This window comes from Acidobacteriota bacterium, from assembly GCA_022340665.1.
Taxonomy (GTDB): Bacteria; Acidobacteriota; Thermoanaerobaculia; order Thermoanaerobaculales; family Sulfomarinibacteraceae; genus Sulfomarinibacter.
On sequence record JAJDNM010000081.1, the window covers coordinates 1 to 24823 of the forward strand.

Genomic DNA, 24823 nt, shown 5'->3' on the forward strand with positions numbered 1-24823 from the left:
GATGCCCGCGCGCGGGACACGTCGACCCAACGATTCGTCAACCTGACGATCGCGGACAACACGCTGACGGGGATCGTCGTGCAGCCCTCCGGAGGCGGTACGGCATCGCTGTACAACTCGATTTCCTACGGCAACGGTACCGACGCGTACGTGGATGCAGGTGTTGCGACCGGCAACAACCTCATCGGCACCGATCCACTATGGGTGTCTCCCGGCGCGCCCCACTTCAACTACCACCTCGACGCGGGTTCACCGGCGCTCGACGCCGGCGACAACGCTCCGCCGGGCGGTCTCGGTACGCTCGACCTCGACGGCCGGCCGCGGATCGAGAACGCCATCGTCGACCTCGGCTGCTTCGAGGGCGCCGGTCTGATTTTCTGGGACGATTTCGAAGGTGGTGGAACCGGCGAGTGGTCGAGCGAAGTGCCGTGACCGGGATAACCTGACACGCAGGAATTTGCATTGAACTGCCGCATCTGTTTGGTCGTGACCGCCATCGTCCTTTTGGCGATCGGCTGCGGCAAACCCGAGAGCAGGTGCCCGCCGACGGCAGTCGGGTCGTGGCGTGCGGATGGCAAGCCCGAGATCTACGCCGGGGACGATCTCTTCATCTACATCAACGGAGGGGCGGAGGTCTACCATGAGTACGGGTTCGTGCGGGCCGCCGTCCAGCGGTACCTTCGGGGCGAGGACACCGTTACGGCAGAGATCTATTCGATGGACGGTAACGCCTACGGCATCTACAGCTTCGCCCGGTCCGCAAGCGGACAGTCAGTCGAGCTCGGTGACGGAGCGACTTCCGCCGACCACTACCTGCACGTGTGGAGCGGGCCGGACCTGGCGGTGATCACCGCCGATACCGAGTTCGAGGATCGCGATGATGCGGTACTGGAGATCGCCACCGCCATCGCCGGGTGCCTGCAGCCGGGCGGGGTCGAGCCGGATCTCGTCAGGCAGCTACCGATGGAGGGCCGGACGGCCGGCTCGGAGGTCTATTTCACCGGTCGGCTCGCGTTTCTCAACGTGGCGCGACCGGCCGCATCGCTGTTTGTCGGCTACGACGAAGGCGCCGCGGCAGACTATGCGTCCGGCGAACAGATCGTGCTGTTGCGATTCAACGACGAGGCGGCTGCGACTCGGGCGCTCGAGGCTGCAAGGCAGTCGTGCGCCGAGTCGGACTGTTCGGTGGTCGACAGCGAGAGTGGCGGCGTCACGGTGCTCGAATCCGGAAGACACCGCATTCTCGTGAGCCGCTTCGGGAACGGCATAACTCTTCGCGTGCAACGGGAGGAACCATGAGCGACACGAATAAGGATCATGGGATTACACGGCGCGAGTTCGTCGCCACCGGTGCGGCTGCCGGCACCCTTCTCGCTACCGGCGTGGGATTCGGCGAGGCGGACAATCTGCCGCCCGATCTGGTGGTGGCGCACGGGCCGGATGTGGCCAAGAACACCCTCGCGGTGATCGAGGGCCACGGCGGTATGGGCGCATTCGTCAAACCCGGGCAGATCGTCAACATCCTGCCCAACGCCCAGGGCTCCCACCCCGGGACGTCGACCGATCCGGTCCTGATCAAGACGGTCGTCGACCAGTGCCTCGGTGCCGGCGCCAAGGAGGTCCGCTGGCTGACCTGGCAGTCCGGGAAGTACTTCGAACGGAGCAACATCGCCAGGCTGGTCGAGGGGAGCGGCGCAAAGTTCATTCAGGTCGACAGCAACGACGAGAGTCTGTGGGACACCTTCGAGGTGCCGAACGGCGTCGCGTTGGAAAAAATACGCGTGTTCAAGGTCCTCGATGAGTGCGACGTCTTCATCAACATGCCGATCATCAAGGACCACATCGGCTCGCGGTTCACCGGCTCGCTCAAAAACTATATGGGCGCCTCGCATCCGACCGATAACCGCCTCTTCCATCCCACCTTCGAGGGCGAGGACCTCACGCGCATGGAACAGTGCATCGCGGACCTCAACACTGTGGTCCGGAAGCCAGACCTGATCGTCGCCGACGCGATGACGATCCTCACCAGCAAGGGCCCGTTCGGTCCGGGGGACGTCGACAAACCCAACAAGGTCATCGCCGGGAAAGACCGGGTGGCCCTCGACGCCTACGGCGCGACCCTGCTCGGGCTCGAGGGGAGTGAGGTCTCGATGATCGTCAACGCCCACGAGCTCGGCCTCGGCGAGATCGACGTCGGCAAGGTGAGGATTCGCGAGATCGAGGTGGCCTGAGCCGCGAAAACCGCACGAGTGGAGGCCGGTTCAGCGGCTATGGATCATTCTTCTCGTGTCTGTCAGTCGCTCCGCCGGGATTCATGCCCTCGATGGCGACTACCCGATCCTTCTCTTTGATGAATCTGATTCTGAAATTCTTGCTCTCGTCGAACATGAACCTATCGTCGGACATCGGGATCATCTTCATCTTTGGTCGCTCTTCGCGCTGGTAGATGAGAGAGCCGTCTTCCAGCGTGATCTTCCTGGGCCCGTAGGTTCCCACGAAAGATCGCGAGGTCACCTCGTCGAGCGTCACCGGGTGGAGGGTGGCTTCGTAGGTCTCGTGGTACCACTCGTGGAAGGCCTTGATGTGTGGCGGGTTTTCCATCTCCGCAAGATGCTCGCTGGCCATCGCCAACGCCGTCTCCAGGGCCAGGTCCCGATCGACTTTGACATCGGGCTCCACCCCGATCTCTTCCCAATTCTTCTGGGTGATGGGGTTGACCGCGCGCGCGAACGGCAGGCTCATCATGAACCTGTCGGTGAGGATGACGAACTTGTTGTCGTGGGCGCCGCCGCCGGTGGTTTCGCCGACGATGACCGCCCGATCTAGGTGCTTGAGGTTGTAGGCAAACTCCTCGGCGGCCGAGAACGTGTTTTCGCTGGTGAGCACCCAGACGTCAGCCTCTACCAGCCTCTGTCCGGGGAGGTACGTGTACGTCCAGTATTGAGTGAGCTTTGCCTCGTCACGATAGGTGAACGAGTTGAGGTGTTTGCGCGGATTCTCGAGCAGGTAACTGCAAAGAAACTGGACCATCTCCGGGGAGCCACCCCCGTTGGCCCTGAGATCGATAATGAGTGCGTCGGCGTTGGCGAGGACGCTCATCGCCCCGATGGCGACGGCGTATGCGTCTTCGTCGTAGCTGAACGAGTCAAGTCGTAGATAGCCGATGTTGCCGTCGAGGATCTCGATCTCGCGGAATCCGTAGTTGCGGGTACGGTTTCGCCACTCCCTACGCTCGATCGCCTCCTGGTCGAGCTCCTCGCGTCCCCGCTCTCCGCGGACCCAGTCGGGGTCGAATCGAACCGAGAGATGCCGGTCCCTGTGAATCGATTCGAGGTCGCCAGTGACCGCCCGGGCGAACTCGGAAGGGTCTTCAATGGTGTCGTATGTACCGGATTCGAGGTTTTGTCGGAGCAGGCGGACGTACCGCCCGGTGACGTCGGGAAAGATGTACTCGCGTTCCAGATGCGCACACACGGCATCAATCACGGCCCTTTTCTCAACGCTGTCGAGCGCTACCTCCGGCTCTTCCTGACCGAACAGGGAAAAAGGAACCAGAAGCAACAGAATTGCGACACCAGCGAATTTCTTCATGGTATGAGTCCCTTCCGTCGAAACTTCGGACGGCGGCCCGTGTATCGGGGTTGCACCGTATCGAAATACGTCGAACCACGGGTTTCGTTTTCTCCGAAACAGGGATTCTGTTTGTTCGACAAACTGTCGCAATTGGCTCGAATCTGTGATCAGAGACACCAATGAGATAATCGGGCCCTGATCGAGATACGTTATTCTCTCCGGCTGAGAATCGAGGTCAGAAGATGGTCAGAGGAAGCAAAGGGATGAAATTGGGCTCGACGCGATCCGAAAGGTCTGGCAAGACGAGGTTCGTCTTGGTGCTGCTGCTGGCGCTCGGTCTCGCGTTCGGAGCTTGGTACCTGTTGCGAGTCGGGCCGGCCCCACAGGTCGACCTGGTGAATGAACGGCCGGCGGTGGGCAGGCCGCAGAAGGTGACCGCGCTGTTCAGCGAGCCCGAGGTCGGCCTCGGCACCGTGCGGCTCGAGCTGATCCAGGGAGATCGCACCGAAATCCTTGCCGAGGAAGTCTTCGATCCAGGATCTGGAATCCCGTTCATCGGCGAGGAAGGAACCGAGCAGGCTTTGCTCGAGGCGACGGTGGGAACCGACACTTTCGATTGGCTTGCAGAGGGAGAGGTTGTTCTCAGAGCCACCGCCGAGCGGTCGTCGGGACCTCTCAGGCGGCCGGCGCCGGCGATCAACGAACGCACGCTTCCGGTTCGAACTCGGCCGCCGAGGCTCGAGGTGGTATCCACCCAGCACTACGGCCGCCAGGGCGGGAGTGGTGCCATCGTCTACCGTGTCGGCGAGCACGTCGTACGATCGGGTGTCCGGGCCGGACAGGTAGAATCCCCCGGGTCTGCGCTGCCGAACGGCGGCTCCAACGACCGATTCGCCCTGTACTCTCTTCCATGGAACGTGGCCGATGATTCCGAGATCCGTGTCTTCGCTGAAGACGACGCCGGCAACCGCACGGAACAGCCTTTCCTCGATATCTTCAAGGCGACGCAGGCTCGCACGGACACCATCCGGCTGAACGATACATTCTTCAAGAGGGTGGTGCCTGCGATCGCCGGCCAGACCCAGGGGTTTGACGTCAGCGGCTCGCTGCTCGATCAGTTCCTCCGCATCAACGGCGATCTGCGCCGAACGGAGCTGGGTCGGGTTGCGGATCTCAGCCGGGCCAGCGAGTCGGCCTTTCTGTGGTCCGGCGCCTTCCTGCAGATGCCGAATTCGGCCCGCAGGGCCAACTTCGCGGAGACCAGAACCTACATATACGAGGACCGCGAGGTGGACCGGCAGACGCACCTCGGCCTCGACCTGGCCTCCACTGCCCGCGCCCCGGTGCCTGCGCCAAACTCCGGCCGGGTAGTTTTCGCCGGCTGGATGAGCCTCTACGGGAACGCGGTGATCATCGACCACGGATACGGATTGCTCTCGCTGTGCGGTCACATGTCGACGATCGACGTGACCGCCGGCGATGCGGTCGCCAAGGGTGACCGTATCGGGACGAGCGGCGCGACCGGCATGGCCGGCGGTGACCACCTCCACCTGGAAATATTCGTTCACGGCCAATCGGTGGATCCGATGGAGTGGCTGGACGCCAAGTGGATCAGGGACAACCTGGCGACCAAGCTCGATGTGCCGATTCAGTAGCCGGGAGCGACGCGCCCGGATCCGGAATCAGTGGGGAAGCGATGACGGCTCGATCTTCTTCGCGTAGATCAGGTCGATTGACGCATCGACGACGCCCGTGTTCCTCACCTCGAATAGGACCCCTGCCGGGACGAAAGACATCTCTCCGGCGTGTAAGGGGATATTCCACCCGTCCGCCCGATTGACCGCGACCTTGCCTTTGTGGCACAGGACCATCCACCGGTTCCCGCCCGTGCTCGGGCGCGGGACGACCTCTCCCGGGGCGACGCTGCGCCGGTCGATTCCAAACGCCTCTGCCTCGAAACCCATCATTCCGAGATCAACCCGGTTGCCGGAGCCAATCCTGATCGGAGCCGGAGGGGGAGGCTTCGATCTCGAACCTCCGAGACGCACGCCGCGGGCGTCCATTCGAAACGCGAGCGAGAAAAACGGCACCTGGACCCCGGGACGGAAGGAGTGATGCTGCCAGTGTTCGACCCTCGCGTGCGGGTAGATCTTCTGGTAGAAACGCCCCTCCACGACCGCCTCGAGCCCCGCGCAGTCGAGAGGAAACGTGTGCACGAGCCCGGGAAAGTTGACCACGATCCCTTCGCCGCCGCCAGTCGGTACCACCTCGATGAAGCAGCCCTCCTCGTTGCAGACCGACGCGACCCGTCCCTCGATCCGCACCTCCCGGTCGTGGAAAGCCGCGGGGTTCTCGAGGATCTCGCCGATCGGCGTCGCCTCGTCGATCTTCAAGGGTTCGCCGAGGTGCAGCCAGTTGTCTTCGGCTGTCGACACCGTTGCAGTCAACACCAGCGCCACCGTGACCAGGATTCTCTGGAAGCTGCTCATCCTGCTGTCCCCCCTGCATCGCGCCCTCGCATCCCCGACATCGTAGCGCGTGTTCACGAAAAGAAAGAGACGAATCGTGACCATTCCCTCATTTCGACACTTTTGGGCGCTACACACGACGGAGTGGTCGTAGGGCGGACCCTTGATATCGTCTGGACGGTTGCTCATTGCCCGACCGGCTGCTGTCTGCGAAGAGGTTTTGGACGAGTCTTGCTGCCATTCCAGCACCGCCCTCTCGCGGGTGGCGCGTTTTTTGAATTCGCAGAGGGCGCCATCTGTGAGATGATTTTGACGGTTCGCGAGAGTGGCGCCGAAGAGGGTCAAATGAGCTCAAAGAACCTGCTGACTTTGATCGTTTTTCTGGCGGTGATTTTCCTGGTCCTCGTGCCGTACGTGCAATTCGTGGTTCAAAGGCAGGGGCTCGATGCCGATCTCGCCAGGATTTCTCTGGACTACTCGACCATGGGCCGTGCGAAGTTCGAGGAGAGGGTCCACCAGATTTGCCGCAAGGCCGGCCTCAGTCCCGGGAGCTATGAGGTGGATATCGTGGAAGACACGAACGCCAAGCGGGTTTCGGTGGAGATTCGCTACGAGGCGGAGTTCAAGATCTTCTTCTTTCCGCGAACCGAGGAAGTGGTCCTGCGGAACGAGTTCAATATCCTCGATCTTTAGGAGCAGGAACCGGGTTTCCGACCATCCGAACGTCCACCTCCAGGTTTAGTAATTGCGTTACTCGCCGGTTTCCCCTGGAAGAACGGTGATGATGACCACCTCGTCGGTTGATTCCATCGTGGCTCCGTCGAAGGAAAGGGACAGCCCGTCGGCCTCGATTGTCACGGCTGTTTCCCCACGCTCGATCACCGGCTTTCCCGAAAACCCCGAGATGGCGATCTGCCGGTAGCCGTCGAGGAATGGATGCTCACCTGCAGGGCTGGTCAGGGCGATGAGGCCATCCAGCGACCGGCGCACGAAGTGGGGATTTTCGAATCGTAGTTGACCGCGCGGGTGCGAGGTGGTCAAGAGGTGCGACTGCAGAGCTTCTCCCCGGTCGAGCACCTCGACCGCCATGGGATCGAAGCGTTCGAAGCTCAACCGCTCATTCTCGTCGGCCAGGCGGATGACGATTCGTGTGCCGCGCGAGTTGAAATCCTCGTAGAGCTCGGCTCTTTTGGCCGAAAGTCCGGCGATGGCGGCGTTAGCGCGATCGGCGATCTCGGTGCGTTCCTCGTCGGAAAAGGTGGCTACAGGTGGATTCAGGGGAGTCAGGGCCGAGCCGAGGAGCTCGGCAAATGTGGTCTCCGGCTCGGCATCGAGCTCCTGTTTCCACGATGGAGCGAGCCGGTCGAGAATCACCGAGATCGCTGCGCCGGTCTCGTAACACCTCCAGCGGATGCCTTTCGGCCCTCGGTCCTCCAGGAGGCGTACGGTTTCGTTGGCGGTGCCGATCGTCGATCTCCCCATGTAGACCGCAGTCCCCTCCTGTAGTTCGAGCGCGGTCTCGTAGGTGCGGTGCTCCTCGCTCAGTTTCGCCTGGCGATTGCTGCGGATCGCGAGCGCCGCCGCCGCCCACGAGGCCGCTGCCGAGTCCGATTCGGCCTGCATGGCGCGCGCCAGCGCCTCCTCCTCGAAGAGCAGCTGGCGGTAATTTTCGAGATCGTCCATCGGATAGCTGTAACGCCACATCTCGTTCGGACGCCAGCTGGGATGGAGCGGTTTGGAATGGAGATGGAACACCTCGTGAAAAAGGATGTGAGCCTCGTACTCGGCGGCTCGCCCGGGCTCGATGGTCAGCAGGAGGGTCGCGGTGCGGATTCCGCCGATGTCGGCGTTCGAGTTCCAGCGCATGGCGGGATGTCTGCCCGCAGACACCCAGACGTCCTCGTGTTCCGGCAGCGGCTGAAACTCCTCCGGCGGGCTCGGGTGGCGCAGGAGCAGGGTTCGCTCGCCGTCGTAGATGGCAATCGGGAAGGTGGTGGCGTCGAAACCGGGCCACAGGTCGAGGTCGGCGGCACGGTCGAAGGCCGCAACCACGGCGAACGGATCGACGACCTTCGTCTCCGCCATCGCCGCGGAAGGAAAAACCCAAGCGAGGAAGAGAACCGCCAGGAGGGCGGGGGAGGTCAATCGTGCTCCGCTGGCCGATATCCTCTCTGTATGATCGGACGCAATCTTCCAAGAGGCGGTTTGGGTGTCGCGTGAATCTCGGCGCATGCATGCACCTCCGGAGGTGTCGAAATAATTCTACTAATTTTCTAGTACGAAGGTCTCGAGCCGTTGTTTCATGATGCCGAATTTTCCGTATCTCCGAATGATTGCAGCCGATCGTGGCGCCACGGCACGCCAATTCATGGGGCGGAGATGATGCGATGCAACTAGGTGCGGGCTGTGACGTATTCTGAGACATCTCAAAGGGGGGACAATGAATATGAGAGACGTACTTTGGTCGATTTCGACCTGCTTGTTGCTGCTCGCGGCGGCGACGGCGGGAGCTCAGGGTCCGGGAGTGGGACACACGGCGAAGCTTGACGGGATGGAGATGTACTACGAGGTCGTAGCCGATGGTGAACCGTTGCTCCTCCTGCACTCGGGCACGCAGTCATCGCGCATGTGGGATCCCTTCGTCGGACGGTTTTCCGAACACCACCGGTTGATAGTTCCGGACCTTCGCGGACACGGAGGGTCCACCAACCCGGACGGCGTGTGGACGACCGACCAGTTCGCGGATGACGTCTTCGGGCTCCTCGATCAGCTGGGGATCGATCAGGTCGACGCGGTGGGCGCCAGCTTGGGCGCGATGACCCTCCTCCGCATGGCGACCCGGCAGCCGAATCGGATCGGAAAGCTGATCGTCATCGGGGCCGGCACCTACATCCCGGAAGAGTGCCGTGCGACGCTGGCGTCCGCCACCACGGACGGGTTGTCGGATGCCGCCTGGGAGCGGCTCCGGGCCAGGCACAAGCACGGAGATGACCAGATTCGCGCTCTCTACTCGTGGGTCGCCTCCCTGTCCAGCAGCTACAACGACATGACCTTCGAGCCGCCACTGCTGGCCACGATCACCGCGCCGACCCTGGTGGTTCACGGGGATCGAGACTACTGTTTCCCGGCGTCCATGGCGTGGGACATCTATCATGCGATCCCCAACGCCGCGCTGTGGGTGGTCCCCAACGGCGGCCACGTGCCTATTGATGGCGAGAACGCTCAACGGTTCGCCGACATCGCGCTCGAATTTCTCGAGTAGGTCGCTGTGTTCGTCGCCTAACAGGCGGATCCACAACCGGGCAGGCCACTCCGGATGGACGCTACAAACCCAACGCCATCGCCAGGGCGATCAACGCCATCTGCATCACGAACAGGATCCCGGCCAGGGGCAAAAACCACTTCCACCATTTCTGCAGAGGGATTCCGCCGAGGGCGCAGATGATCACACAGCCGCAGGTCGGCCAGACCAGGTTGGAAAGCCCGTCACCGAATTGGAATGCCAGGCAGGCGACCTGTCGGCTGACCCCGAGCATGTCGGCCAGAGGCGCCATGATCGGCATCGTGGCCGCCGCCTGCCCACTTCCCGAGGGAATGAAGAAGTTCAGGATGGTCTGAGCCACAAGCATGGTCTGGGCTGACATGACGGCGGGCAGTCCCTTGAGACTGTTGGACAGCGCGAAGATGATCGTGTCCTTGATGTGGGCGTCCTCCATGACGACGACGATGGCCTTGGCGACACCGGTGAGAATCGCGCCCCACGCGATCGACTTGACACCGACGAAGAACTCATCGACCCAACGGTTGGGCGTCCAGCCGGCGATGCCGGCGGCGATCATGGACATCAGGAGGAATAGGCCGGCAAGCTCTCCGTAACCCCATCCCAGGTTCATCATCCCGTACATCAGGAACCCGAGGGTCGCCAGGACTGTGAGGATGATCAACACCGCTCTCGTGTCCAACCTGTACTTCTCGAGCTCCTGCTTGTCGAGAGCGTGAATGGACTTCTGTCCGTGGACGACGGAAAGCTCCGGGGTTCGTTGAATTCTCTTTCCGTAGAGAATGACGTACGCCGAAGACGCCGCAATGAAGCTGGCCAGTGCGAACACCCGAAACCCGGTGCCCGAGTAGAGCGGAACCCCGGCGATCGACTGGGCGACGGTCACGGTGTAGGGATTCAGGGTGGCTCCCATGAAACCCACGTACTCGCCCAGGGCGATGATCGCGAAGCCGTACATGGCGTCGTAACCCATCGCGACACCGAGCCCAACCATCAACGGAATGAAGCCGTAGAACTCGCTCAGCATCCCGAACATCGAGCTGCCGAGGGCGAAGACCGACATCAGGATCGGGACCAGGAGAACGTCCTTTCGGCCCATCTTCCGAAGCACGGTGCCGATGCCTGCGTGGAAGGCCCCTGTCTTGACGAGAATGCCGAAGGTGCCGGCACAGGTGAAGATGACGAAGATGATGTCCGCGGCGTCCACGCAGCCGGTGTAGAGCGATTTGAAATAGGCGAGGAAGCCCGTCGGATTGGCCTCCGACTCGTCCAAATAGTGGAAGGTGCCGTCGATGGCGATGTTCCGCATCCTGCCGTTGACGTCCACCTCGTGGTAATCGTAGGTTCCCGGTGGGATCACCCAGGTCAGCGCCGCCATCACCATCACGATGAAGGCGACGATGATGTACGTGTCGGGCATGACGAGCCGGCTTTTCTTCTTGGGGACTTCTTTCTCGGTAGAGGTGTCCTGCTCCCTCGAATCCTCGTTCACAGCGGCCTCCGACAAAAGGTGAGGAAAGGCGATCTCCCTCTCCTCGCGCCGGTCACCTTACCACTGCCGACGATCCTCCAGAGCCGGTACGCACGACGATCACCCGCCGGGAAGCGGCAGCGGCGGTGGCAACCTACGAGTGCACCAGGAATCGAGCACATGTGGGGGGTGGCACGCACGGTGTACCTATCATGGAAGTCGATTTTCGGGGGGGCTATGATGAGAATGACCAGGAATCTCCAATCTGGTTGACCGGATGAGAGGCTTTGGGGCGTGCATGATCTTGGATTACAGACATCTTTGGCTGATTTTTCTTATCGCGGTGTCGGCTGTGGCCCTGGCGGCGACAACAGTGCCGCCGGCCATCGAGCAGCCGGGCACACAGCCCACAGAGGTCAATAACTTCGCCAGCAACTGCGATTCGTGCCACGCCGGAACCGTGAACCCGGACTTCGAGCCGTCATTCGGATGGCAGGGCGGCATGATGGCCCACGCCATGCGCGACGGCCTGTTCTGGGCTACCGTCGCGATTGCCGAGCAGGATTTCCTGCCGAACGCCGATCCGGTCGAACGAGGCGGGGCCGGCGATCTCTGCCTTCGTTGTCACGGGCCGGGGGGGTGGTTGGGTGGCCTCTCCGAGCCGACCGACGGGAGCCTCTACACCAACAATGAAGCGCGCGGCGTCGAGTGCGAGTTCTGCCATTTGCTGGTCGATCCTGATGAGGAACTCAGCGTGCCCAACACCGTCGAGGTACAGAACAGCCCCTACCTGGCGTACGACTCCGGAACCGGTGAAGGCTATTACGGGTCCGGTCAGTACGTCATCAACGGCACCGGGGTTCGCCTCGGACCGTACTCGGACCCGGACGCCAACCACCCCGCCCTCCAGTCCGGCTTCCACCGTGAGGGCGAGTTCTGCGGCACCTGCCACGACGTCAGCAACCCTGCGGTCGGCGATCTGGCGCACAACAATGGCGCACAGGTTACTCCGGCCGCAGGTTCGAGCGGGGATTTGGCGAGCCCGTTGCCGGCCAAGGTCCAGTTTCTCAACTCACCGTTCGCGTACGGAATCGTCGAGCGCACCTTCTCGGAATGGAAGGCGAGCGCACTCGACAGTTGGCTGGTCAACGAATTTGCAGGCTTGCCGACGGAGCTCCAGACCACAGGAGGATCCCTCGACATCGCCTATCATCGCGCCTTCGATGCCCGCGGTGACGCCGACTATGTCGACGGGTCACAACGAACCTTCACCTGCCAGACCTGCCACATGGCCGCATCGGTGGGAGTCGGATGCAACAAAAATAACAAACCGGTTCGTGAAGACCTGCCCCGTCACGATCAGACCGGCGGCGGTTACTGGATGCCCGACGTCGTTGCCTATCAGATGACCAGGAACACCCTTCGTCTCGGAGATGACCTCACCCAGGACCAGATCGACGCCATGCAGGCGGCCAAAGTCAGGGCCGCCGGTCATCTCCTCAGTGCGGCGTTGCTCACCGCGACACAGGACGGCGACGGGGTCGTCGTCCGGGTTACCAACCTGACTGGACACAAGCTCATCAGCGGGTATCCCGAGGGCCGGAGAATGTGGCTCAATTTGGTGTGGACCGATGACGGCCAGTCGGTGGTGGAGGAACACGGCGCCTACGGCTCGATCGGCCGAAGCGTTGACGATCTCGACGGAGTGTCCCATCAGGTCGAGACGATCATCAATCCCGATTCCACCGTCGTGTACGAGGTTCAACCGGGTCTCGACCAGGAATGGGCGCAACAACTGGTCGATCTTGGCTACGACCGCAACCTCGCCCTCGATTACGACCGTCTAACGGGCCTGTCCACCCACACCCTGGGTGACCTGGCGGACGCAACGCCCGGTACCGCGTTGCACAGCTTTCACTTCGTGCTGAACAACATCATCGCCAGCGACAACCGGATCCCGCCATTCGGTTTCAGTCGCGACGAAGCAGAGACTCGAAACGCGTTGCCGGTTCCCACCAGTCAGTACGGCAATCCGTCGTCAGGCGAGGCGTACGAACACTGGGACGAAAGCCGTTTTGTGATTCCGCCTGGGGCTACCCAAGTGGTCGTCAGGCTGCTCTATCAACAGACGAGCTGGGAGTACATCCAGTTCCTGTGGCTCGCCAATGATGGCGCTAGTCCCTTTCTCGGCAACGAGGGCATGAACATGCTCGACGCCTGGCTCAACACGGGCATGTCTTCACCGTTCGAGATGGCCACGGTGACGCTTCCTGTAGTCGGCGCCGAGATATTCAGCGACGGATTCGAGAGCGTTGATACATGTTCCTGGAGCGACGCAACGGGAGGATGCTCTCATGGCTTGATACCCAACCTATCTGGCAACCGCATCGGCCAAGAGTGAGGAGTCACAAGGTGAGAAAGCTGGCTGTAACGGCGCTGGGACTGTTGTTGGCTGCCGCCCTCGGGGCGGAAGACGGAGCGAAGCCCGATTTCTCTGGGACATGGATATTCAACCCGGGGAAAAGCAGGTTGGAGATGACGGCTCCGACGAAGTCGGTATTCGTGATCGAGCACCAGGATCCGAAATTCAAAGTCACCCGCACGCACACCTGGGGTGAGAGATCGGACACCCTGTCATTCGAGTTCGCGACCGACGGCGAAGAACATTACTGGAAGCAAGGCGACTGGGAGTCGTGGACGCGCATGACCTGGTTGCGGGAGGAGCTTGTCCTGGATATGGAAATATCGGATCGGGGTGAGCAGGGAACCAACGTCGTTCACTACCGGCTGACCGACAATGGAAAGACCTTTGTGGCTGCGGAGTGGTTTCACATGCCGAAGCAGCAACACCACAACCTCTGGGTGTTCGACCGGGCGGCGGAGGAGTGAGGTCCGGGAAGGTATCCCCCCCGATTCCACGTCGTACCCGTTCAACGACTTCCCCTCGGCAAAGAAACGATGCGGATCACGGCTCTCAGAGAAATTTCATGCGATCTGTTCGTTGAGCCTCTCCGCCCCCGGATTGCAGAACAGCAACACCACGAACCACCCGAACAGGAATTGATAGGGCGCGGTCTCGACCAGATGAGCCATGCGAACAGCGTCGGGCATCAAAGGATTCGGGAACAGGAGGTAGAACGACGGCACGGTGAACAGTATCGACACGGCCAGTGCCACCTGCCGCCAGGATCCCTTCATCATCCGAATGACCAGCACCGCAAGGGCTACCCACAGAAGACCGCGGACGTACTGGAGTGGCAGCATCCAGGGCGTGCTTCCAATAATCGAGCCGATTTGAGCGAAGAAGCTGCCCGGGTCCGTGCCGCCATAATACTCACGCACCAACGGGTTCCTCCAAGCGACGAAGTAGCCGAAGAGATAGTAGAGCGAAAGGAAGACGAGGCCGGCGACGGCGGTCTTCCAGCCCCATTCCTTCGTCGAGGTCGGTTCGCGATGGCCTGGTGCCGCCGAGGTCAAGGGCCCGGCCTTCCACCGGCCGAGGACCAGGACTGCTATAGGGGAAAACACCGCGGCGGTGAAGAGACCCATCCCAACAATGCCCGAGAGCATCCCGTTCGGCATCTTGCTGCCGAGGTAGACGAGAGATTCGATCTGACCCATGAAGGTGACTGTTCCGAAGAAGAGCACAAACACGGCAAGGGTGAGCTTCCACCCGTTCCATGTCGAGCGCATGATGGGATAGGCGAGAGCGATCACCTGCAGGAGCATCACCCCGAGCACGATCGCCATGAAGGACGCCGACGGAGGAGCCGGAGCGCCCTCGACTGCAGCAACCGGAATCTGCTCTTCACCTTCTGCGCCTCCCGCCGGCAGGAAGCCCGATCCGATTCCGCTGATTATCATCAGCAGAATGGTCAGCACGACGATCTTTGCCACGAGCACTCCGAGGTCCTTTCCTGTCATCATTGACTCTCCTTCCAGGGGCCTCGTGCCGCTTTGCGAGGGGAGGATTTCGCACCGATCGGTGACAAATCACCTTTGGGGTGCGCGCAACCCATGGCGGTGGCCACGACACATGTTGGCCTGAAAATCCGGGCGTCATCTTCTTCGTACTACGGGCCGGGCCGGGGAGGTGTTTCACCTGGTTTCACGTACCGCGATCTTGTGCGGTTGGCATGAGTTATGGCGGCGGCACGGAATCCACGAGGCTCTCGTTGTAGTCTGACCACAGGCTGATGAATGATCGACTGAAGAGCTCGTCCTGCACCGGCTCATCGCGACTTGGACGATTGCCGATCTCGCCGGTTGGCAGACACTTGCGCGTCTTGGAGTCAAGTGGAGTGTAAAAAGGTCATGGGAGCAGCTCGAAAAGCGTCGGTCATGACGCAGCGACCTGGTCGACTGCCGAGAGTCAGATCATAGCCGCGGACTCTGATGACCGTCCCGCAGAGCTACGACTTTCGCCTGCGGCGGAAATATGCGCCTTAGCCACCGGCGCCAAGGGTCATCACGGGACCCATGCCACTCGCACCGGATTCGGAAAGATTCAACAGAATCAGCATGAAGGTGAGGGTGTACTTCGACATGATGTCCCGATCGTCGATGGAGTACCAGGTTCCCCGGTACTCGACCGCGACGAGGGCTGATTCCGGCCGACTTTTGCTCGCGACGATGGTGATCGGGGGCGTTGAGCTCGAGGAACCGTCATGGTAGCGGCTCACTTTGGCGCGGCCGGACGCGATGTCCTCTTCCGGGATGTCTATGGTGTAGCTCAGCTCCATCAGGATCTCCAGCGCCGAGCGGCTCAGCACCGCGATCTCGTTCGGCTCCGATGCGGCCCCGCCGTAGGTGATCGTGAACGAACCGAACGGTCGAGAGAGCCCGAGAGTGTGGCTGATGTACTCAAGCTCGGACTCGAGCTCGGCGCTCGGCTCGCCGATGATCAGCACAACTGCCGAGTCCTCATCGGCAGCCTGGACGCGCCCGCCGTCCACGAACTTGAGGCTCATTTGACCCGATTGCTGCAACTTCAGCAAGGCCGCTATCAGCTTTTCGAATTCGGGATCCTCATCGGTCGGGAGAAACCCGCTGGACGTGTTGGCGACACCGTTAATCTTGCGTACACAGATGCGAAAGATGAAATCGACCGGCCATCCGGCCTGCACGAGGGCGAACAGCGAGACCGGGGACACCGGCGTCAACAGCCTCTGGGAAAAAGCCTCACCGGCGAGTGGCGCATAGGTCACGGTTGGCCGGTCGGTGTAGCTCCCGCCGACACCGATCGAGTTGTCGTCCTGTCTCCCCCCGGGAGTCACACCGATTCCTCCCGATGCTTCTACGGTGTACTGGTTGATGACCGAGGAGACCTCGAGGAAGAAGGGTGTGTCGCCGTAACGGAGCTTGACGATGTTGAGCAGCATCTGGCGTTGCCACGAGCTGGTGATAGCGTTGCTGTAGTCGAGCCGATCGCGGTCCAGGGCAGGCGGGCCTACCGACGAGCAGCCTGAGATCAGCGCGAGGTTCATCGTTGCCGCGAGGCTCATCGACCATCCGAAGGAGAATCTCCGACTGTTTTTTCTGCCGATCATTTCGTCCCTCCCGGCGCCTGGCTCGAGCTCCAGAATCTCCCGTCTTCTGTCGTCGGTTCTGCAGGCCACCGCCAAGGCGGTCCGCAGTATATCCATGGTCAATAGAGCCAACAATAGCAGGGCAGGACCATGTGCGTAGGCGCGGAATCCAGATCGCGGGCCCGGGCCATCCAACCCTGAGACCTTCAACCTCGTCTGGAGCCTGAGGTATCCTCCTCGGCATGCCAGCTAGCATGTGCGATGGTAGGGTGCCACATTTCGGGATGTTGCAGAATTGGGTGGAGCAGACGCGAGCAAGGAGGATTTCATGCCGGAGAATCATCGTGGAGCAGAGGCCGCAACACCCGGGACCAGGGTCGAAGTGAGGGTCGAAGCCGAGTTGGAACCTCGACTCCGGGTCGGCACCTGCTGGAAGGTTGTCGCCTCATCCGTCGGCAGCCTGTGGGACGGTGCGTACACCATCACATTCGAGGAGATCGAGGACGGGCGCGACACAAGCTCGTAAGGGAGCCGCTATGTCGCATGACACAGTTGTCGTGATGGTCATGGCCGGAGGCGTGGGCGTGGCCGCTACGGCGACAATGGACGTGTTGGCAATCATCGCTCGACGGCTCGGTCTCATCGTCGGCGCGAGGGGGATCTGGGTCGGCCGCTGGTATCTCGGCCTCTTTCAGGGACGGTTCGTTCACCCGAACATCTCGACCGCTCCGGAGCAGGCCGGCGAGAAACGGGCCGCCCTGATCGGGCATTACCTCATCGGAATCGTGCTCGCCGTCCTCTATGTCTTCGGCGCGCGGTGGCTGGACACCTCACCGGGTGGGATTGTCAACGCGCTCGGTTACGGACTCGCCACCTGTGCCTTCCCCTGGTTCTTGCTGTTCCCCGCGATGGGGTTCGGTTGGTTCGGTCGCAAGGGCCCTGCTGAGTTGAGGCTGTTCACAACCAGCGTGCTGAACCACCTCTTCTACGGCTTCGGGCTCTGGTGGAGCGCGAATCTGCTCGGACTTGGCTAGCCCGGACAATTCATGAAGCTTCTGCCGCAAGGCGCGACTCGCCGTGCGTGACGCGAAGACACGACGCAACGATGCGGAACGACCACCCGTGATTCCCCGCCAGGCATCGATCGCTGCGGCACCCACGTCTGTGCGAGTGCTCTACACGAAGCCGAAGAGAATCGGAAAGAGCGCAACCACGATCCAGGCCCAGACTGCGTACACCGGCAAATACGTTGTTTGCCAGCGTTCGAGCGACCCAAACGAGCTTCGGTTTGCCAGGAAGCGAGCGTAGAGCACGGCTGACCAGCCGAGATTCACCAGCAACACCAGGTTCTCGCCGAGAGCGGCCACCTTGTTGGGACTGAAACCGAACTCCGAAATCCGCACGGCGATCGCCCAGAGCGCCAGCCCGTCGACCAGAATGGCGCACACGACCAGCACGAGCTGCAGCCCGTCGAAAAACCCGGGAGGCGCCTGCGGGTCCCGTGCGGAAATCGCGTACAGGAGCAGGCCCAGCACGAGTACGAGCAGCAGGTCGAAGCCGATGAGCACCTCGCGCTCGACATTGATGCCGCTGCCGGTCCAGAACATGGTCAGCAGGAAGACGATGAGCACGAACGTGAAGAGTGGCGTGAACAGACGGGTGAGAACCGGCGCCATGTTTTCGATGACACTCTGTTTGGCCTCCACCAGCCAGGCGGCGATGAGGACAGCCCCCACGGCGCCACACGGAAGCACCCACGTCTGGACGAGGAGCTCGGCATCGAGGCCGATGGCCTGGAAGATCATGATGGTGAATCCCATCAGGACGCCGCCGCCGAACGCGATCAGGGCGTAGTAGATGAACCACTCGCCGGAGAAGCGAATGAAATCCATCCGCCGGTTGTGGTCCCGCCAGCGGCCGCCGGTGTAGGCGTAACCGACCGCCAGCCACAGGGCGATCGGCAGGTGGAGAGCCGCGAGCACCTCGGTACTGCCCCCGGTCTCGAATGGCATGACGTTGACGATGACGGCAGAGGCTACAAAGGGGACGGCCAGCCACACGCGACTCTGCCGATCGAGCGCACGACGCCATGCGAAGTACCCTGCCAGAAATGGAAGTACGAAGAGGCTGAAGTTGCGCAGGTAGAAGAACTGGTCATCGGCTCGGTCCCCGGTGATGCTGATGCCGAAAAGCTCGGGAAGCTTGATCGCCAGCGCCGCGGCAATCGCCAACCCGATTGCGACAATCGCCTCTTTGGCGTTCCCGGACTGGTTGTCGCCGGAGTCCGGCGAAACGACGAGCTGCTTCCAGAGCCGCTCGGAGTACTCCCGTGCGAACTCCTGCGACAACGAGTCGAGATCGCCCATGCGTTTCACCGCAACGAGAAACGCCTCATCCTCGGACAGACCAGCCTCGCTGAGGGCGCCGATCTGGTCACGGAGGTGATCCTCGAGCTCGTCGACGTCGGCGGCATGAATCGCTTGCCGCCGTTGCAGAAAGGTGCGCCACTCGGTGATGCGTTGCTCCAGTAGATCGGTCGTCTTCCTCATCCTCAGAATCCCTCCTGCCGGGCCAGGTTCATCCGCTTGAACCAGACGCTCCGCAACGCCGAGTCGACGAGGCGCCACTGCCGTTGCTGGCTTTCGAGCTCCTCCGTTCCCAGCTCGGTCAGGCGGTAGTACTTGCGCCGGCGACCCGCCCCCGAGGTACCCCACCTCGCCGTGACGTAACCGTTGCGTTCGAGCCGGTGGAGGACCGGGTACAGCATTCCGTCCGTCCACTCGAGCTCGCCTCCCGAGAGCTCGCCGACCCGTTTCCGGATGGCGTAGCCGTAGCTCTCCGCCTCGCTGAGAATGGCCAGCACCAGGGGTGCGGCCGAGGCGGCGACGAGGTCCTTGCTGATGTTCATCGTCGGCTCATCCGGTTACCAGGCTGACAACGTCTCCAATACATAGATGTAATATACATTGCGCTGCTATGTATTGCAAATAAGAGTGTCAATTGGCGAAGCGAGGTCTATCCAGTCACGCCTCGTATTCTCGTCCGTGCCGGGAAAGACAGATTTATGGAGGCGTCGATGCGAAGACGGGAATCCTCATGCCGCTCAGGTCACCACGTTTTGAGCGACGCCATGTCGATGGAAAAGCGGTACTTCACATCCGACTTGAGCATGCGCTCGTAGGCCTCATTGACCTTCTGGATCGGGATGACCTCGACCTCGGCGGTGATCCCGTGTTCACCGCAGAAATCGAGCATTTCCTGGGTCTCGGCGATGCCGCCGATGAGCGAGCCCGCGACGCTCTTTCGACCGAAGAGCAGGGCAAAGGCGGAGACGGGCATCGGTGTCTCCGGCGCTCCGACCAGGGTGATGTTGCCGTCGAGGCCGAGCATGTTGATATAGGCGTTGATGTCGTGATCGGCGGAGATGGTGTCGAGGATGAAGTCGAACGTGCCCGCATGCTCCTGCATCTCCTCGGCGTTGGTGGAGATGATGACCTCGTGTGCGCCCAGACGCAGTGCGTCCTCCAGCTTGCCCGGTGAGGTCGTGAAGACCACGACGTGTGCTCCGAAGGCCCGCGCGAACTTCACCCCCATGTGACCAAGGCCGCCGAGGCCGACCACGCCCACCTTCTTGCCCTTGATGTCACCCCACCGCCGTATCGGCGAGTAGGTGGTGATCCCGGCACAGAGAAGCGGCGCGGCGCCGGCCGGATCGAGGTTGGCCGGGATGCGCAGGACGAAGCTCTCATCGACGACGATGCTCTCGGAGTAACCGCCGTAGGTCACGCCGCCGAGGTGCTTGTCCGGCCAGTTGTAGGTGAATGTGGCGTCGGGACAGAACTGCTCGACGTCGTGCTTGCAGGCATCGCAGCTGTGGTCCGAATCGACCAGGCAGCCGACGCCCACCACGTCGCCCGGCTCGAAGTCGGTGACCTTTGCTCCGACCTCGACCACTCGGCCGACGATTTCGTGGCCCGGGACGCAGGGGTAAGTGGTGGGCATGATGCTGCTCCACTCGTCGCGTACCGTATGGAGATCGGAGTGGCATATGCCGCAGAAGAGAATCTCGATCCTCACATCGCGCTCGGTGGTGTCGCGGCGCTGGATCGTATCGGGGGCGAGCGGCTTGTCGGCAGCGGCCGCAGAGTAGGCTTTTGCTTCGTGCATGGTTGTCTCCCGGTTATTCTGATTTTCAGGTTCGATGTCCCTGGAATATTTCAAGCCACATCGTTTCGAATAAATTCCTGTTGTGGGGTCCCAGGGCGGCTTCATGAAGGCATTGAATCAAAGAGAAGGTGGCGCCCGTGATGGCGGGGAGTCGATGTGCGGGGTATGGTGATTTCAGATCGATCGGTGTCGTGCGATGAAGAGAGAGGAGAGGGGAGAGGCCATGCCACGTTGTGAGCACTTTGAAGGGTTCGAGATCCTGCCGGTACCCGACGAGGTTCCCGGCTGTGAGGAATGCCTGAAAACGGGCGACGGATGGGTTCATCTCAGGATGTGCCTCCACTGCGGCCACATCGGTTGCTGCGACTCGTCACCCAACCAACATGCCCGTAAGCACCATGCGGAGCACGACCACCCCTTGATCCGTAGCGCCGAGCCGGGCGAGGCGTGGGGCTACTGTTACATCCACGACGTCGTCACGCAGCTTGACTGACCGATTGGTGTGCGGTCATTCTCGTCGCCCAATCCGAGTTGACGTAGAGCGAAACCCGAACTCTAGTGTTCGGGCCGAAGGCCCTCGGCATCCGAATCGAGAGCGGTGGAATCGCACGGAAACCCGCGCTCGAACCGCACGGCGAGGACATCTTCCTCGAGGGTGCCTCCCACGAGCTCTGCCGAGATGCCGCCGACCAGCTCGCTGAACAGCGGTTTCGGGATGCCGCCGTTCAGGCACTCCTGGCGCGGATCGTCGGCTGGCCGAGGAGCGCAGGTAAAGAGCTTCATGCGATTGTCGTTGCCATAGATGACACGCCACGAAACACGGCCGCGGAGATCGCTGACCAGGGTGACCGCGTACTCGGTCACGCCAGCCGCGCGCACCTGAAACCGGACCTCCCGCGCACACACGTCGCCGCTGGCGGTCTCGACGACCAGAAAGGTTTCCGGGCCCAGGACGTCGGTTCGGAGTACCCAGGGCACCTCGCCACGAAGTGGGCCATGCGCGTCACGCCATTGAAGGCGCCCGCTCTCAGAGGCTGGAGACACGACGACCGGACGCTCCTGCGGCCTCTGCCGGCCACACGCCAGGAGTGCGAGGCAGAGGACGCCGGCCATCATCAGAGCAACCTGTTTTTTCATCCGCCGCCTTCCTTCTGGATGATACATGAGGCCTCCGTTTGCGCCAGACTTCAACAACACTTTGTATTGTTTCGTCCGCCACAGGTGGGTTTCCGACAGGAGGCGAAGATGCGGCAACGCGAATTGCGGGAGCCATCAATCCAGCCGATGAACGGACGGTCGAGTCGGGTCGAAGCGGCGGTCCTCCCACCGCATGTAACCTCTGATCGCGCGTGCCGTCAGGGCGCGGATCGGTTCGGGTGGCCACGGCAGCGTCCGCCGGTTGACGAAGAACACGTCGGTGAGGTCGGTCTTGCGCTCCAGGACGAGGTCGGCGACGGTCGCACCGTTGAGGTGGGTCATGCTGACCCCGTGGCCCATGCAGCCGAGGCTGTAAATCACGCGCTCGTCACCGAGCAGCCCGAGGGCGGGCGCCATATCCAGGGTGACCGAGACCGGCCCGCCCCAGCGGTCGGTGAACGCGATCCCTTCGAGGGAAGGAAAGGTCTGGACGACGTCTCGCTCGAGTCCCGCGAAAACCTGGTCGTTCAGGTCGCCGTCCATGTCGGAGCCGTACCGGATCGACACGTCCCGGCCACCCTACGTGAAATGGGCAAGCGCTTGCGCATCATTTTGGCTGGAAGTTCACCGTAGAGACCGGACGAGACGATGGAATAACCGCGTCACGTCGTACGCTCACCCACGCAGGAGGTTTCGATGGGACTACTTGTGGAAGGTGCATGGCAGGACCGGTGGTACGACACGGCGTCGACCGATGGCCGGTTTGTTCGCTCGGAATCTGCCTTTCGAGACAGGGTAGCGGCCGACGGGTCGACTACTTTTCTGCCGGAGACGGGGCGCTACCACCTGTATGTGAGCTACGCCTGTCCGTGGGCGCACCGTACCCTGATCTACCGCACCCTCAAGGGCCTCGAACCGCACATCTCGGTGTCGGTAGTCAATCCGCTCATGTTGGAAAACGGATGGACTTTCGAGGACTGGAAAGGTGTGGTTCCGGATCCAGTTTTCGGTGCGTCTTTTCTGCATCAGGTGTACTCGCGGGCCCGACCGGACTACACCGGGCGGGTTACGGTTCCGGTGCTGTGGGATCTCAAGACCGAGACGATCGTCAACAACGAGTCGTCAGAGATCATCCGGTTCTTCGACCGTGAGTTCGACAGCGTCGGCGCCACGGGTCCGCAATTTTGCCCGCCTGACCTGGAGGACAAGATTGACGAGCTCAACAGCTTCATCTACCAGCACATCAACAATGGTGTCTACCGAGCCGGGTTCGCCACCACCCAGGAAGCTTACGAGGAAGCGCTGATTCCATTGTTCGACGCTTTAGATCAGATCGAGAATCGTCTTTCAGGGAGCCGTTACTTGCTTGGCGAGCGTGTCACCGAGGCCGATTGGCGACTCTTCACAACCATGGTGCGCTTCGATGCGGTCTACGTCGGGCACTTCAAGTGCAACCTGCGGCGGCTGGTGGACTATCCGAACCTGTGGGGATGGACACGAGACCTCTATCAGATTCCGGGTGTGTCGGATACGGTTCATTTCGACCACATCAAGAACCACTACTACCGCTCTCACGGATCCATCAACCCTACTGGAGTGGTGCCGGCAGGTCCGGTCATCGATTTTGACCAGCCGCACGGACGGAAATAGTCCATGTACTACCGGGTTTCGTGATGAAGGCGGTGATTGTCGGCCATCATTCAAGGATTCGAAAGACGGAACCTCGGGTTGAGTTGGCGCGACACGCGACCCGGGTATCATCGACCGGGAGTCCATTATGAACAATGCTGTGAAGCTCATCATCGCAGTCGCGGCGCCGATCGTGATCGGCGGCCTTTCCGGACTCGCCACCGCCCGAGGCGTGTCGACCTGGTACCCGACTCTGGTTAAACCGTCGTTCAACCCACCGGCGTGGGTCTTCGGGCCGGTTTGGACCGTGCTCTATATCATGATGGGTGTGGCCGCATTCCTCGTCTGGCGGCAAGGCATCGACGCGAGTGGGGTCAAGGTGGCGTTGGCGGCTTTCGTTGTCCAGCTCGCCCTCAACGGGCTCTGGTCCATTCTGTTCTTCAGATTTCAGCAACCCGGTTGGGCGCTGGCCGAGATCTTCGTGCTGTGGATTGCCATCGGTGTGACGATCTGGCTGTTCTGGCGCGTGGTCCCGTTTGCCGGTGCTCTCCTGCTGCCGTACTGGGCCTGGGTGAGCTTTGCATCGATACTCAACGCGTCACTATGGTGGCTCAATCGATCGGTGGCCGGTTGAGGGGAAGGGGATCAGGACATGACAGTTGGCGGTTTCCTCAAGCTCTATTCGGTGGCCGTCGTCGTATTCCTGGTCATCGATCTCGTCTGGCTCGGGGTCGTGGCTCGGTCCTTCTACCAGGAGCAGATGGGTCACCTCCTGCGACCCACAGTCAACTGGGCCGCCGCGCTCGCGTTCTATCTGGTGTTCGTTCTCGGCATCGTGGTACTGTGCGTTTTGCCGGCCGTCGAGCGTCAGAGCCTGACCCACGCGATCATCCTCGGAGGGCTCCTCGGTCTGGTCACCTATGCCGCGTACGACCTCACGAACCTCGCAACTCTGGATGGCTTTCCCTTGAAGGTGGTGCTGGTGGACCTGGCTTGGGGAACGGTGTTGTGTGCGAGCGTCAGTGCGATCACCTTCCTGACATCCAAGTACCTGACCTGAACTGAGAACCGGGACGCGTCATCGAGATTCACTGATTCGTCAGAGTTGACACGATACCGATGCGAGCTCTGATCGAGTCAGCGGCCAGAATGCTTCTTCACTTCGTTTTCGAGCAACAAGCGGTTCGGCATTTTTTTTCATGGCGTGGGGCCGGCACCGCGCTTCAATGAACGGGTATATGTGGACGTGACACCCGTTTGGTATCCTTCGGCATCTGTATTTTCAAAGGTGCCAAAGGCAAACCGGGCACCAGCCACGTCCGAATCGCAGAGCGAGAGAGGAACACCATGAGTCAACGCATGAACCGTCAGTGGCGGCTTGCAGCCAGGCCCAAGGGCCGTATCGAGGAATCAGACTTTCAGTGGGTGGAGGAGCCGGTACGCGCGCTTTCGGATGGCGAGGTACTGGTCCGCAACATCTATCTGTCCCTCGACCCTGCGAATCGGGGATGGGTTAGCGAGGGACCGTCCTACGTCGAACCTGTCGGAGTGGGCGACGTCATGCGCGGGC

General features: G+C 61.5%; 26 protein-coding genes. 15 read left to right on the forward strand and 11 right to left on the reverse strand.

Annotation, left to right across the window (positions count from 1 at the left end):
* The 3 genes from LJE93_09945 to LJE93_09955 form a co-directional block, all read left to right on the forward strand.
* Positions 1-432 (forward strand): hypothetical protein (locus LJE93_09945; protein ID MCG6949220.1); only part of this gene is annotated, 432 nt, incomplete at its 5' end.
* A gap of 30 nt (positions 433-462) precedes the next feature.
* A complete protein-coding gene (locus tag LJE93_09950; protein ID MCG6949221.1) occupies positions 463-1299 on the forward strand; it encodes a hypothetical protein in 837 nt (278 codons plus the stop codon).
* On the forward strand, positions 1296-2231 hold the full coding sequence (locus LJE93_09955) for a DUF362 domain-containing protein (protein MCG6949222.1): 936 nt from the start codon (positions 1296-1298) through the stop codon (positions 2229-2231). Before LJE93_09950 ends, LJE93_09955 begins: the two co-directional genes overlap by 4 nt.
* A 37-nt stretch (positions 2232-2268) precedes the next feature.
* Here LJE93_09955 and LJE93_09960 read toward each other — a convergent pair whose 3' ends face one another.
* Complete coding sequence (locus LJE93_09960) at positions 2269-3591, reverse strand: S41 family peptidase (protein MCG6949223.1); 1323 nt, start codon at positions 3589-3591, stop codon at positions 2269-2271.
* 245 nt (positions 3592-3836) lie between these two features.
* Between LJE93_09960 and LJE93_09965 the strand changes: the two genes are divergently transcribed.
* Positions 3837-5228 (forward strand): M23 family metallopeptidase, encoded by a 1392-nt coding sequence (locus LJE93_09965; protein ID MCG6949224.1) that lies wholly within the window; start codon positions 3837-3839, stop codon positions 5226-5228.
* A gap of 27 nt (positions 5229-5255) precedes the next feature.
* On the opposite strand, the gene LJE93_09970 is transcribed toward LJE93_09965, so the two are convergent.
* On the reverse strand, positions 5256-6062 hold the full coding sequence (locus tag LJE93_09970; protein MCG6949225.1) for a DUF4920 domain-containing protein: 807 nt from the start codon (positions 6060-6062) through the stop codon (positions 5256-5258).
* 324 nt (positions 6063-6386) lie between these two features.
* Here LJE93_09970 and LJE93_09975 point away from each other — a divergent pair, with 324 nt between their 5' ends.
* Entirely contained in the window at positions 6387-6734 is a 348-nt protein-coding gene (locus LJE93_09975) for a hypothetical protein (protein MCG6949226.1), read from the forward strand.
* A gap of 57 nt (positions 6735-6791) precedes the next feature.
* Here LJE93_09975 and LJE93_09980 read toward each other — a convergent pair whose 3' ends face one another.
* Positions 6792-8186, reverse strand: a complete 1395-nt coding sequence (locus LJE93_09980; protein ID MCG6949227.1) for a hypothetical protein — start codon at positions 8184-8186, stop codon at positions 6792-6794.
* Positions 8187-8481: 295 nt separating this feature from the next.
* Here LJE93_09980 and LJE93_09985 point away from each other — a divergent pair, with 295 nt between their 5' ends.
* Positions 8482-9303, forward strand: a complete 822-nt coding sequence (locus LJE93_09985) for an alpha/beta fold hydrolase (protein ID MCG6949228.1) — start codon at positions 8482-8484, stop codon at positions 9301-9303.
* Positions 9304-9364: 61 nt separating this feature from the next.
* Here the strand turns inward: LJE93_09985 and LJE93_09990 are convergent, their stop codons facing one another.
* Positions 9365-10813 (reverse strand): TIGR00366 family protein, encoded by a 1449-nt coding sequence (locus tag LJE93_09990; GenBank protein ID MCG6949229.1) that lies wholly within the window; start codon positions 10811-10813, stop codon positions 9365-9367.
* Positions 10814-11090: 277 nt separating this feature from the next.
* Between LJE93_09990 and LJE93_09995 the strand changes: the two genes are divergently transcribed.
* Positions 11091-13193, forward strand: coding sequence for a cytochrome c family protein (locus tag LJE93_09995; GenBank protein MCG6949230.1), 2103 nt, complete (start codon positions 11091-11093; stop codon positions 13191-13193).
* Positions 13194-13204: 11 nt separating this feature from the next.
* Positions 13205-13681, forward strand: coding sequence for a hypothetical protein (locus LJE93_10000; protein ID MCG6949231.1), 477 nt, complete (start codon positions 13205-13207; stop codon positions 13679-13681).
* Positions 13682-13777: 96 nt separating this feature from the next.
* Here the strand turns inward: LJE93_10000 and LJE93_10005 are convergent, their stop codons facing one another.
* Positions 13778-14719: a hypothetical protein gene (locus tag LJE93_10005; GenBank protein ID MCG6949232.1), complete on the reverse strand. Its 942-nt coding sequence runs from the start codon at positions 14717-14719 to the stop codon at positions 13778-13780.
* A gap of 518 nt (positions 14720-15237) precedes the next feature.
* Positions 15238-16341 carry a hypothetical protein gene (locus tag LJE93_10010; protein ID MCG6949233.1) on the reverse strand — a complete coding sequence of 368 codons (1104 nt, stop codon included), beginning with the start codon at positions 16339-16341 and terminating at the stop codon, positions 15238-15240.
* A 307-nt stretch (positions 16342-16648) separates the two neighbouring features.
* On the opposite strand from LJE93_10010, the gene LJE93_10015 reads away from it, so the two are divergent.
* Together LJE93_10015 and LJE93_10020 are read left to right on the forward strand one after the other, a co-directional pair.
* The gene (locus tag LJE93_10015) at positions 16649-16846 is read left to right on the forward strand and encodes a hypothetical protein (protein ID MCG6949234.1); all 198 of its coding nucleotides are present in this window, start codon (positions 16649-16651) and stop codon (positions 16844-16846) included.
* A gap of 10 nt (positions 16847-16856) precedes the next feature.
* Positions 16857-17354, forward strand: a complete 498-nt coding sequence (locus LJE93_10020; protein MCG6949235.1) for a DUF2938 domain-containing protein — start codon at positions 16857-16859, stop codon at positions 17352-17354.
* Positions 17355-17495: 141 nt separating this feature from the next.
* On the opposite strand, the gene LJE93_10025 is transcribed toward LJE93_10020, so the two are convergent.
* The 3 genes from LJE93_10025 to LJE93_10035 form a co-directional block, all read right to left on the reverse strand.
* Positions 17496-18869: a permease prefix domain 1-containing protein gene (locus LJE93_10025; protein MCG6949236.1), complete on the reverse strand. Its 1374-nt coding sequence runs from the start codon at positions 18867-18869 to the stop codon at positions 17496-17498.
* Between the two features lie 2 nt (positions 18870-18871).
* The gene (locus tag LJE93_10030; GenBank protein ID MCG6949237.1) at positions 18872-19228 is read right to left on the reverse strand and encodes a PadR family transcriptional regulator; all 357 of its coding nucleotides are present in this window, start codon (positions 19226-19228) and stop codon (positions 18872-18874) included.
* A gap of 200 nt (positions 19229-19428) precedes the next feature.
* The gene (locus LJE93_10035; protein MCG6949238.1) at positions 19429-20487 is read right to left on the reverse strand and encodes an NAD(P)-dependent alcohol dehydrogenase; all 1059 of its coding nucleotides are present in this window, start codon (positions 20485-20487) and stop codon (positions 19429-19431) included.
* A gap of 223 nt (positions 20488-20710) precedes the next feature.
* Here LJE93_10035 and LJE93_10040 point away from each other — a divergent pair, with 223 nt between their 5' ends.
* Entirely contained in the window at positions 20711-20980 is a 270-nt protein-coding gene (locus tag LJE93_10040) for a UBP-type zinc finger domain-containing protein (protein MCG6949239.1), read from the forward strand.
* Positions 20981-21042: 62 nt separating this feature from the next.
* Here the strand turns inward: LJE93_10040 and LJE93_10045 are convergent, their stop codons facing one another.
* Entirely contained in the window at positions 21043-21624 is a 582-nt protein-coding gene (locus LJE93_10045; GenBank protein MCG6949240.1) for a hypothetical protein, read from the reverse strand.
* Between the two features lie 135 nt (positions 21625-21759).
* Positions 21760-22191 carry a hypothetical protein gene (locus LJE93_10050; GenBank protein MCG6949241.1) on the reverse strand — a complete coding sequence of 144 codons (432 nt, stop codon included), beginning with the start codon at positions 22189-22191 and terminating at the stop codon, positions 21760-21762.
* A gap of 129 nt (positions 22192-22320) precedes the next feature.
* Between LJE93_10050 and LJE93_10055 the strand changes: the two genes are divergently transcribed.
* The 4 genes from LJE93_10055 to LJE93_10070 all read left to right on the forward strand — a co-directional run.
* On the forward strand, positions 22321-23274 hold the full coding sequence (locus tag LJE93_10055) for a glutathione S-transferase family protein (protein MCG6949242.1): 954 nt from the start codon (positions 22321-22323) through the stop codon (positions 23272-23274).
* 127 nt (positions 23275-23401) lie between these two features.
* Positions 23402-23887, forward strand: coding sequence for a tryptophan-rich sensory protein (locus LJE93_10060; protein MCG6949243.1), 486 nt, complete (start codon positions 23402-23404; stop codon positions 23885-23887).
* A gap of 18 nt (positions 23888-23905) precedes the next feature.
* The gene (locus LJE93_10065) at positions 23906-24313 is read left to right on the forward strand and encodes a DUF2177 family protein (GenBank protein MCG6949244.1); all 408 of its coding nucleotides are present in this window, start codon (positions 23906-23908) and stop codon (positions 24311-24313) included.
* 287 nt (positions 24314-24600) lie between these two features.
* Positions 24601-24823 (forward strand): NADP-dependent oxidoreductase (locus tag LJE93_10070; protein ID MCG6949245.1); only part of this gene is annotated, 223 nt, incomplete at its 3' end.

Coding starts and splice junctions, on each gene's coding strand:
- LJE93_09955 (MCG6949222.1), top strand. CDS start 1,296: ATGAGCGACACGAATAAGGATCATGGGATTACACGGCGCGAGTTCGTC.
- LJE93_09960 (MCG6949223.1), bottom strand. CDS start 3,591: ATGAAGAAATTCGCTGGTGTCGCAATTCTGTTGCTTCTGGTTCCTTTT.
- LJE93_09965 (MCG6949224.1), top strand. CDS start 3,837: ATGAAATTGGGCTCGACGCGATCCGAAAGGTCTGGCAAGACGAGGTTC.
- LJE93_09970 (MCG6949225.1), bottom strand. CDS start 6,062: ATGAGCAGCTTCCAGAGAATCCTGGTCACGGTGGCGCTGGTGTTGACT.
- LJE93_09975 (MCG6949226.1), top strand. CDS start 6,387: ATGAGCTCAAAGAACCTGCTGACTTTGATCGTTTTTCTGGCGGTGATT.
- LJE93_09985 (MCG6949228.1), top strand. CDS start 8,482: ATGAATATGAGAGACGTACTTTGGTCGATTTCGACCTGCTTGTTGCTG.
- LJE93_09995 (MCG6949230.1), top strand. CDS start 11,091: ATGATCTTGGATTACAGACATCTTTGGCTGATTTTTCTTATCGCGGTG.
- LJE93_10005 (MCG6949232.1), bottom strand. CDS start 14,719: ATGATGACAGGAAAGGACCTCGGAGTGCTCGTGGCAAAGATCGTCGTG.
- LJE93_10010 (MCG6949233.1), bottom strand. CDS start 16,341: ATGATCGGCAGAAAAAACAGTCGGAGATTCTCCTTCGGATGGTCGATG.
- LJE93_10015 (MCG6949234.1), top strand. CDS start 16,649: ATGCCGGAGAATCATCGTGGAGCAGAGGCCGCAACACCCGGGACCAGG.
- LJE93_10020 (MCG6949235.1), top strand. CDS start 16,857: ATGTCGCATGACACAGTTGTCGTGATGGTCATGGCCGGAGGCGTGGGC.
- LJE93_10025 (MCG6949236.1), bottom strand. CDS start 18,869: ATGAGGAAGACGACCGATCTACTGGAGCAACGCATCACCGAGTGGCGC.
- LJE93_10030 (MCG6949237.1), bottom strand. CDS start 19,228: ATGAACATCAGCAAGGACCTCGTCGCCGCCTCGGCCGCACCCCTGGTG.
- LJE93_10035 (MCG6949238.1), bottom strand. CDS start 20,487: ATGCACGAAGCAAAAGCCTACTCTGCGGCCGCTGCCGACAAGCCGCTC.
- LJE93_10040 (MCG6949239.1), top strand. CDS start 20,711: ATGCCACGTTGTGAGCACTTTGAAGGGTTCGAGATCCTGCCGGTACCC.
- LJE93_10045 (MCG6949240.1), bottom strand. CDS start 21,624: ATGAAAAAACAGGTTGCTCTGATGATGGCCGGCGTCCTCTGCCTCGCA.
- LJE93_10055 (MCG6949242.1), top strand. CDS start 22,321: ATGGGACTACTTGTGGAAGGTGCATGGCAGGACCGGTGGTACGACACG.
- LJE93_10060 (MCG6949243.1), top strand. CDS start 23,402: ATGAACAATGCTGTGAAGCTCATCATCGCAGTCGCGGCGCCGATCGTG.
- LJE93_10065 (MCG6949244.1), top strand. CDS start 23,906: ATGACAGTTGGCGGTTTCCTCAAGCTCTATTCGGTGGCCGTCGTCGTA.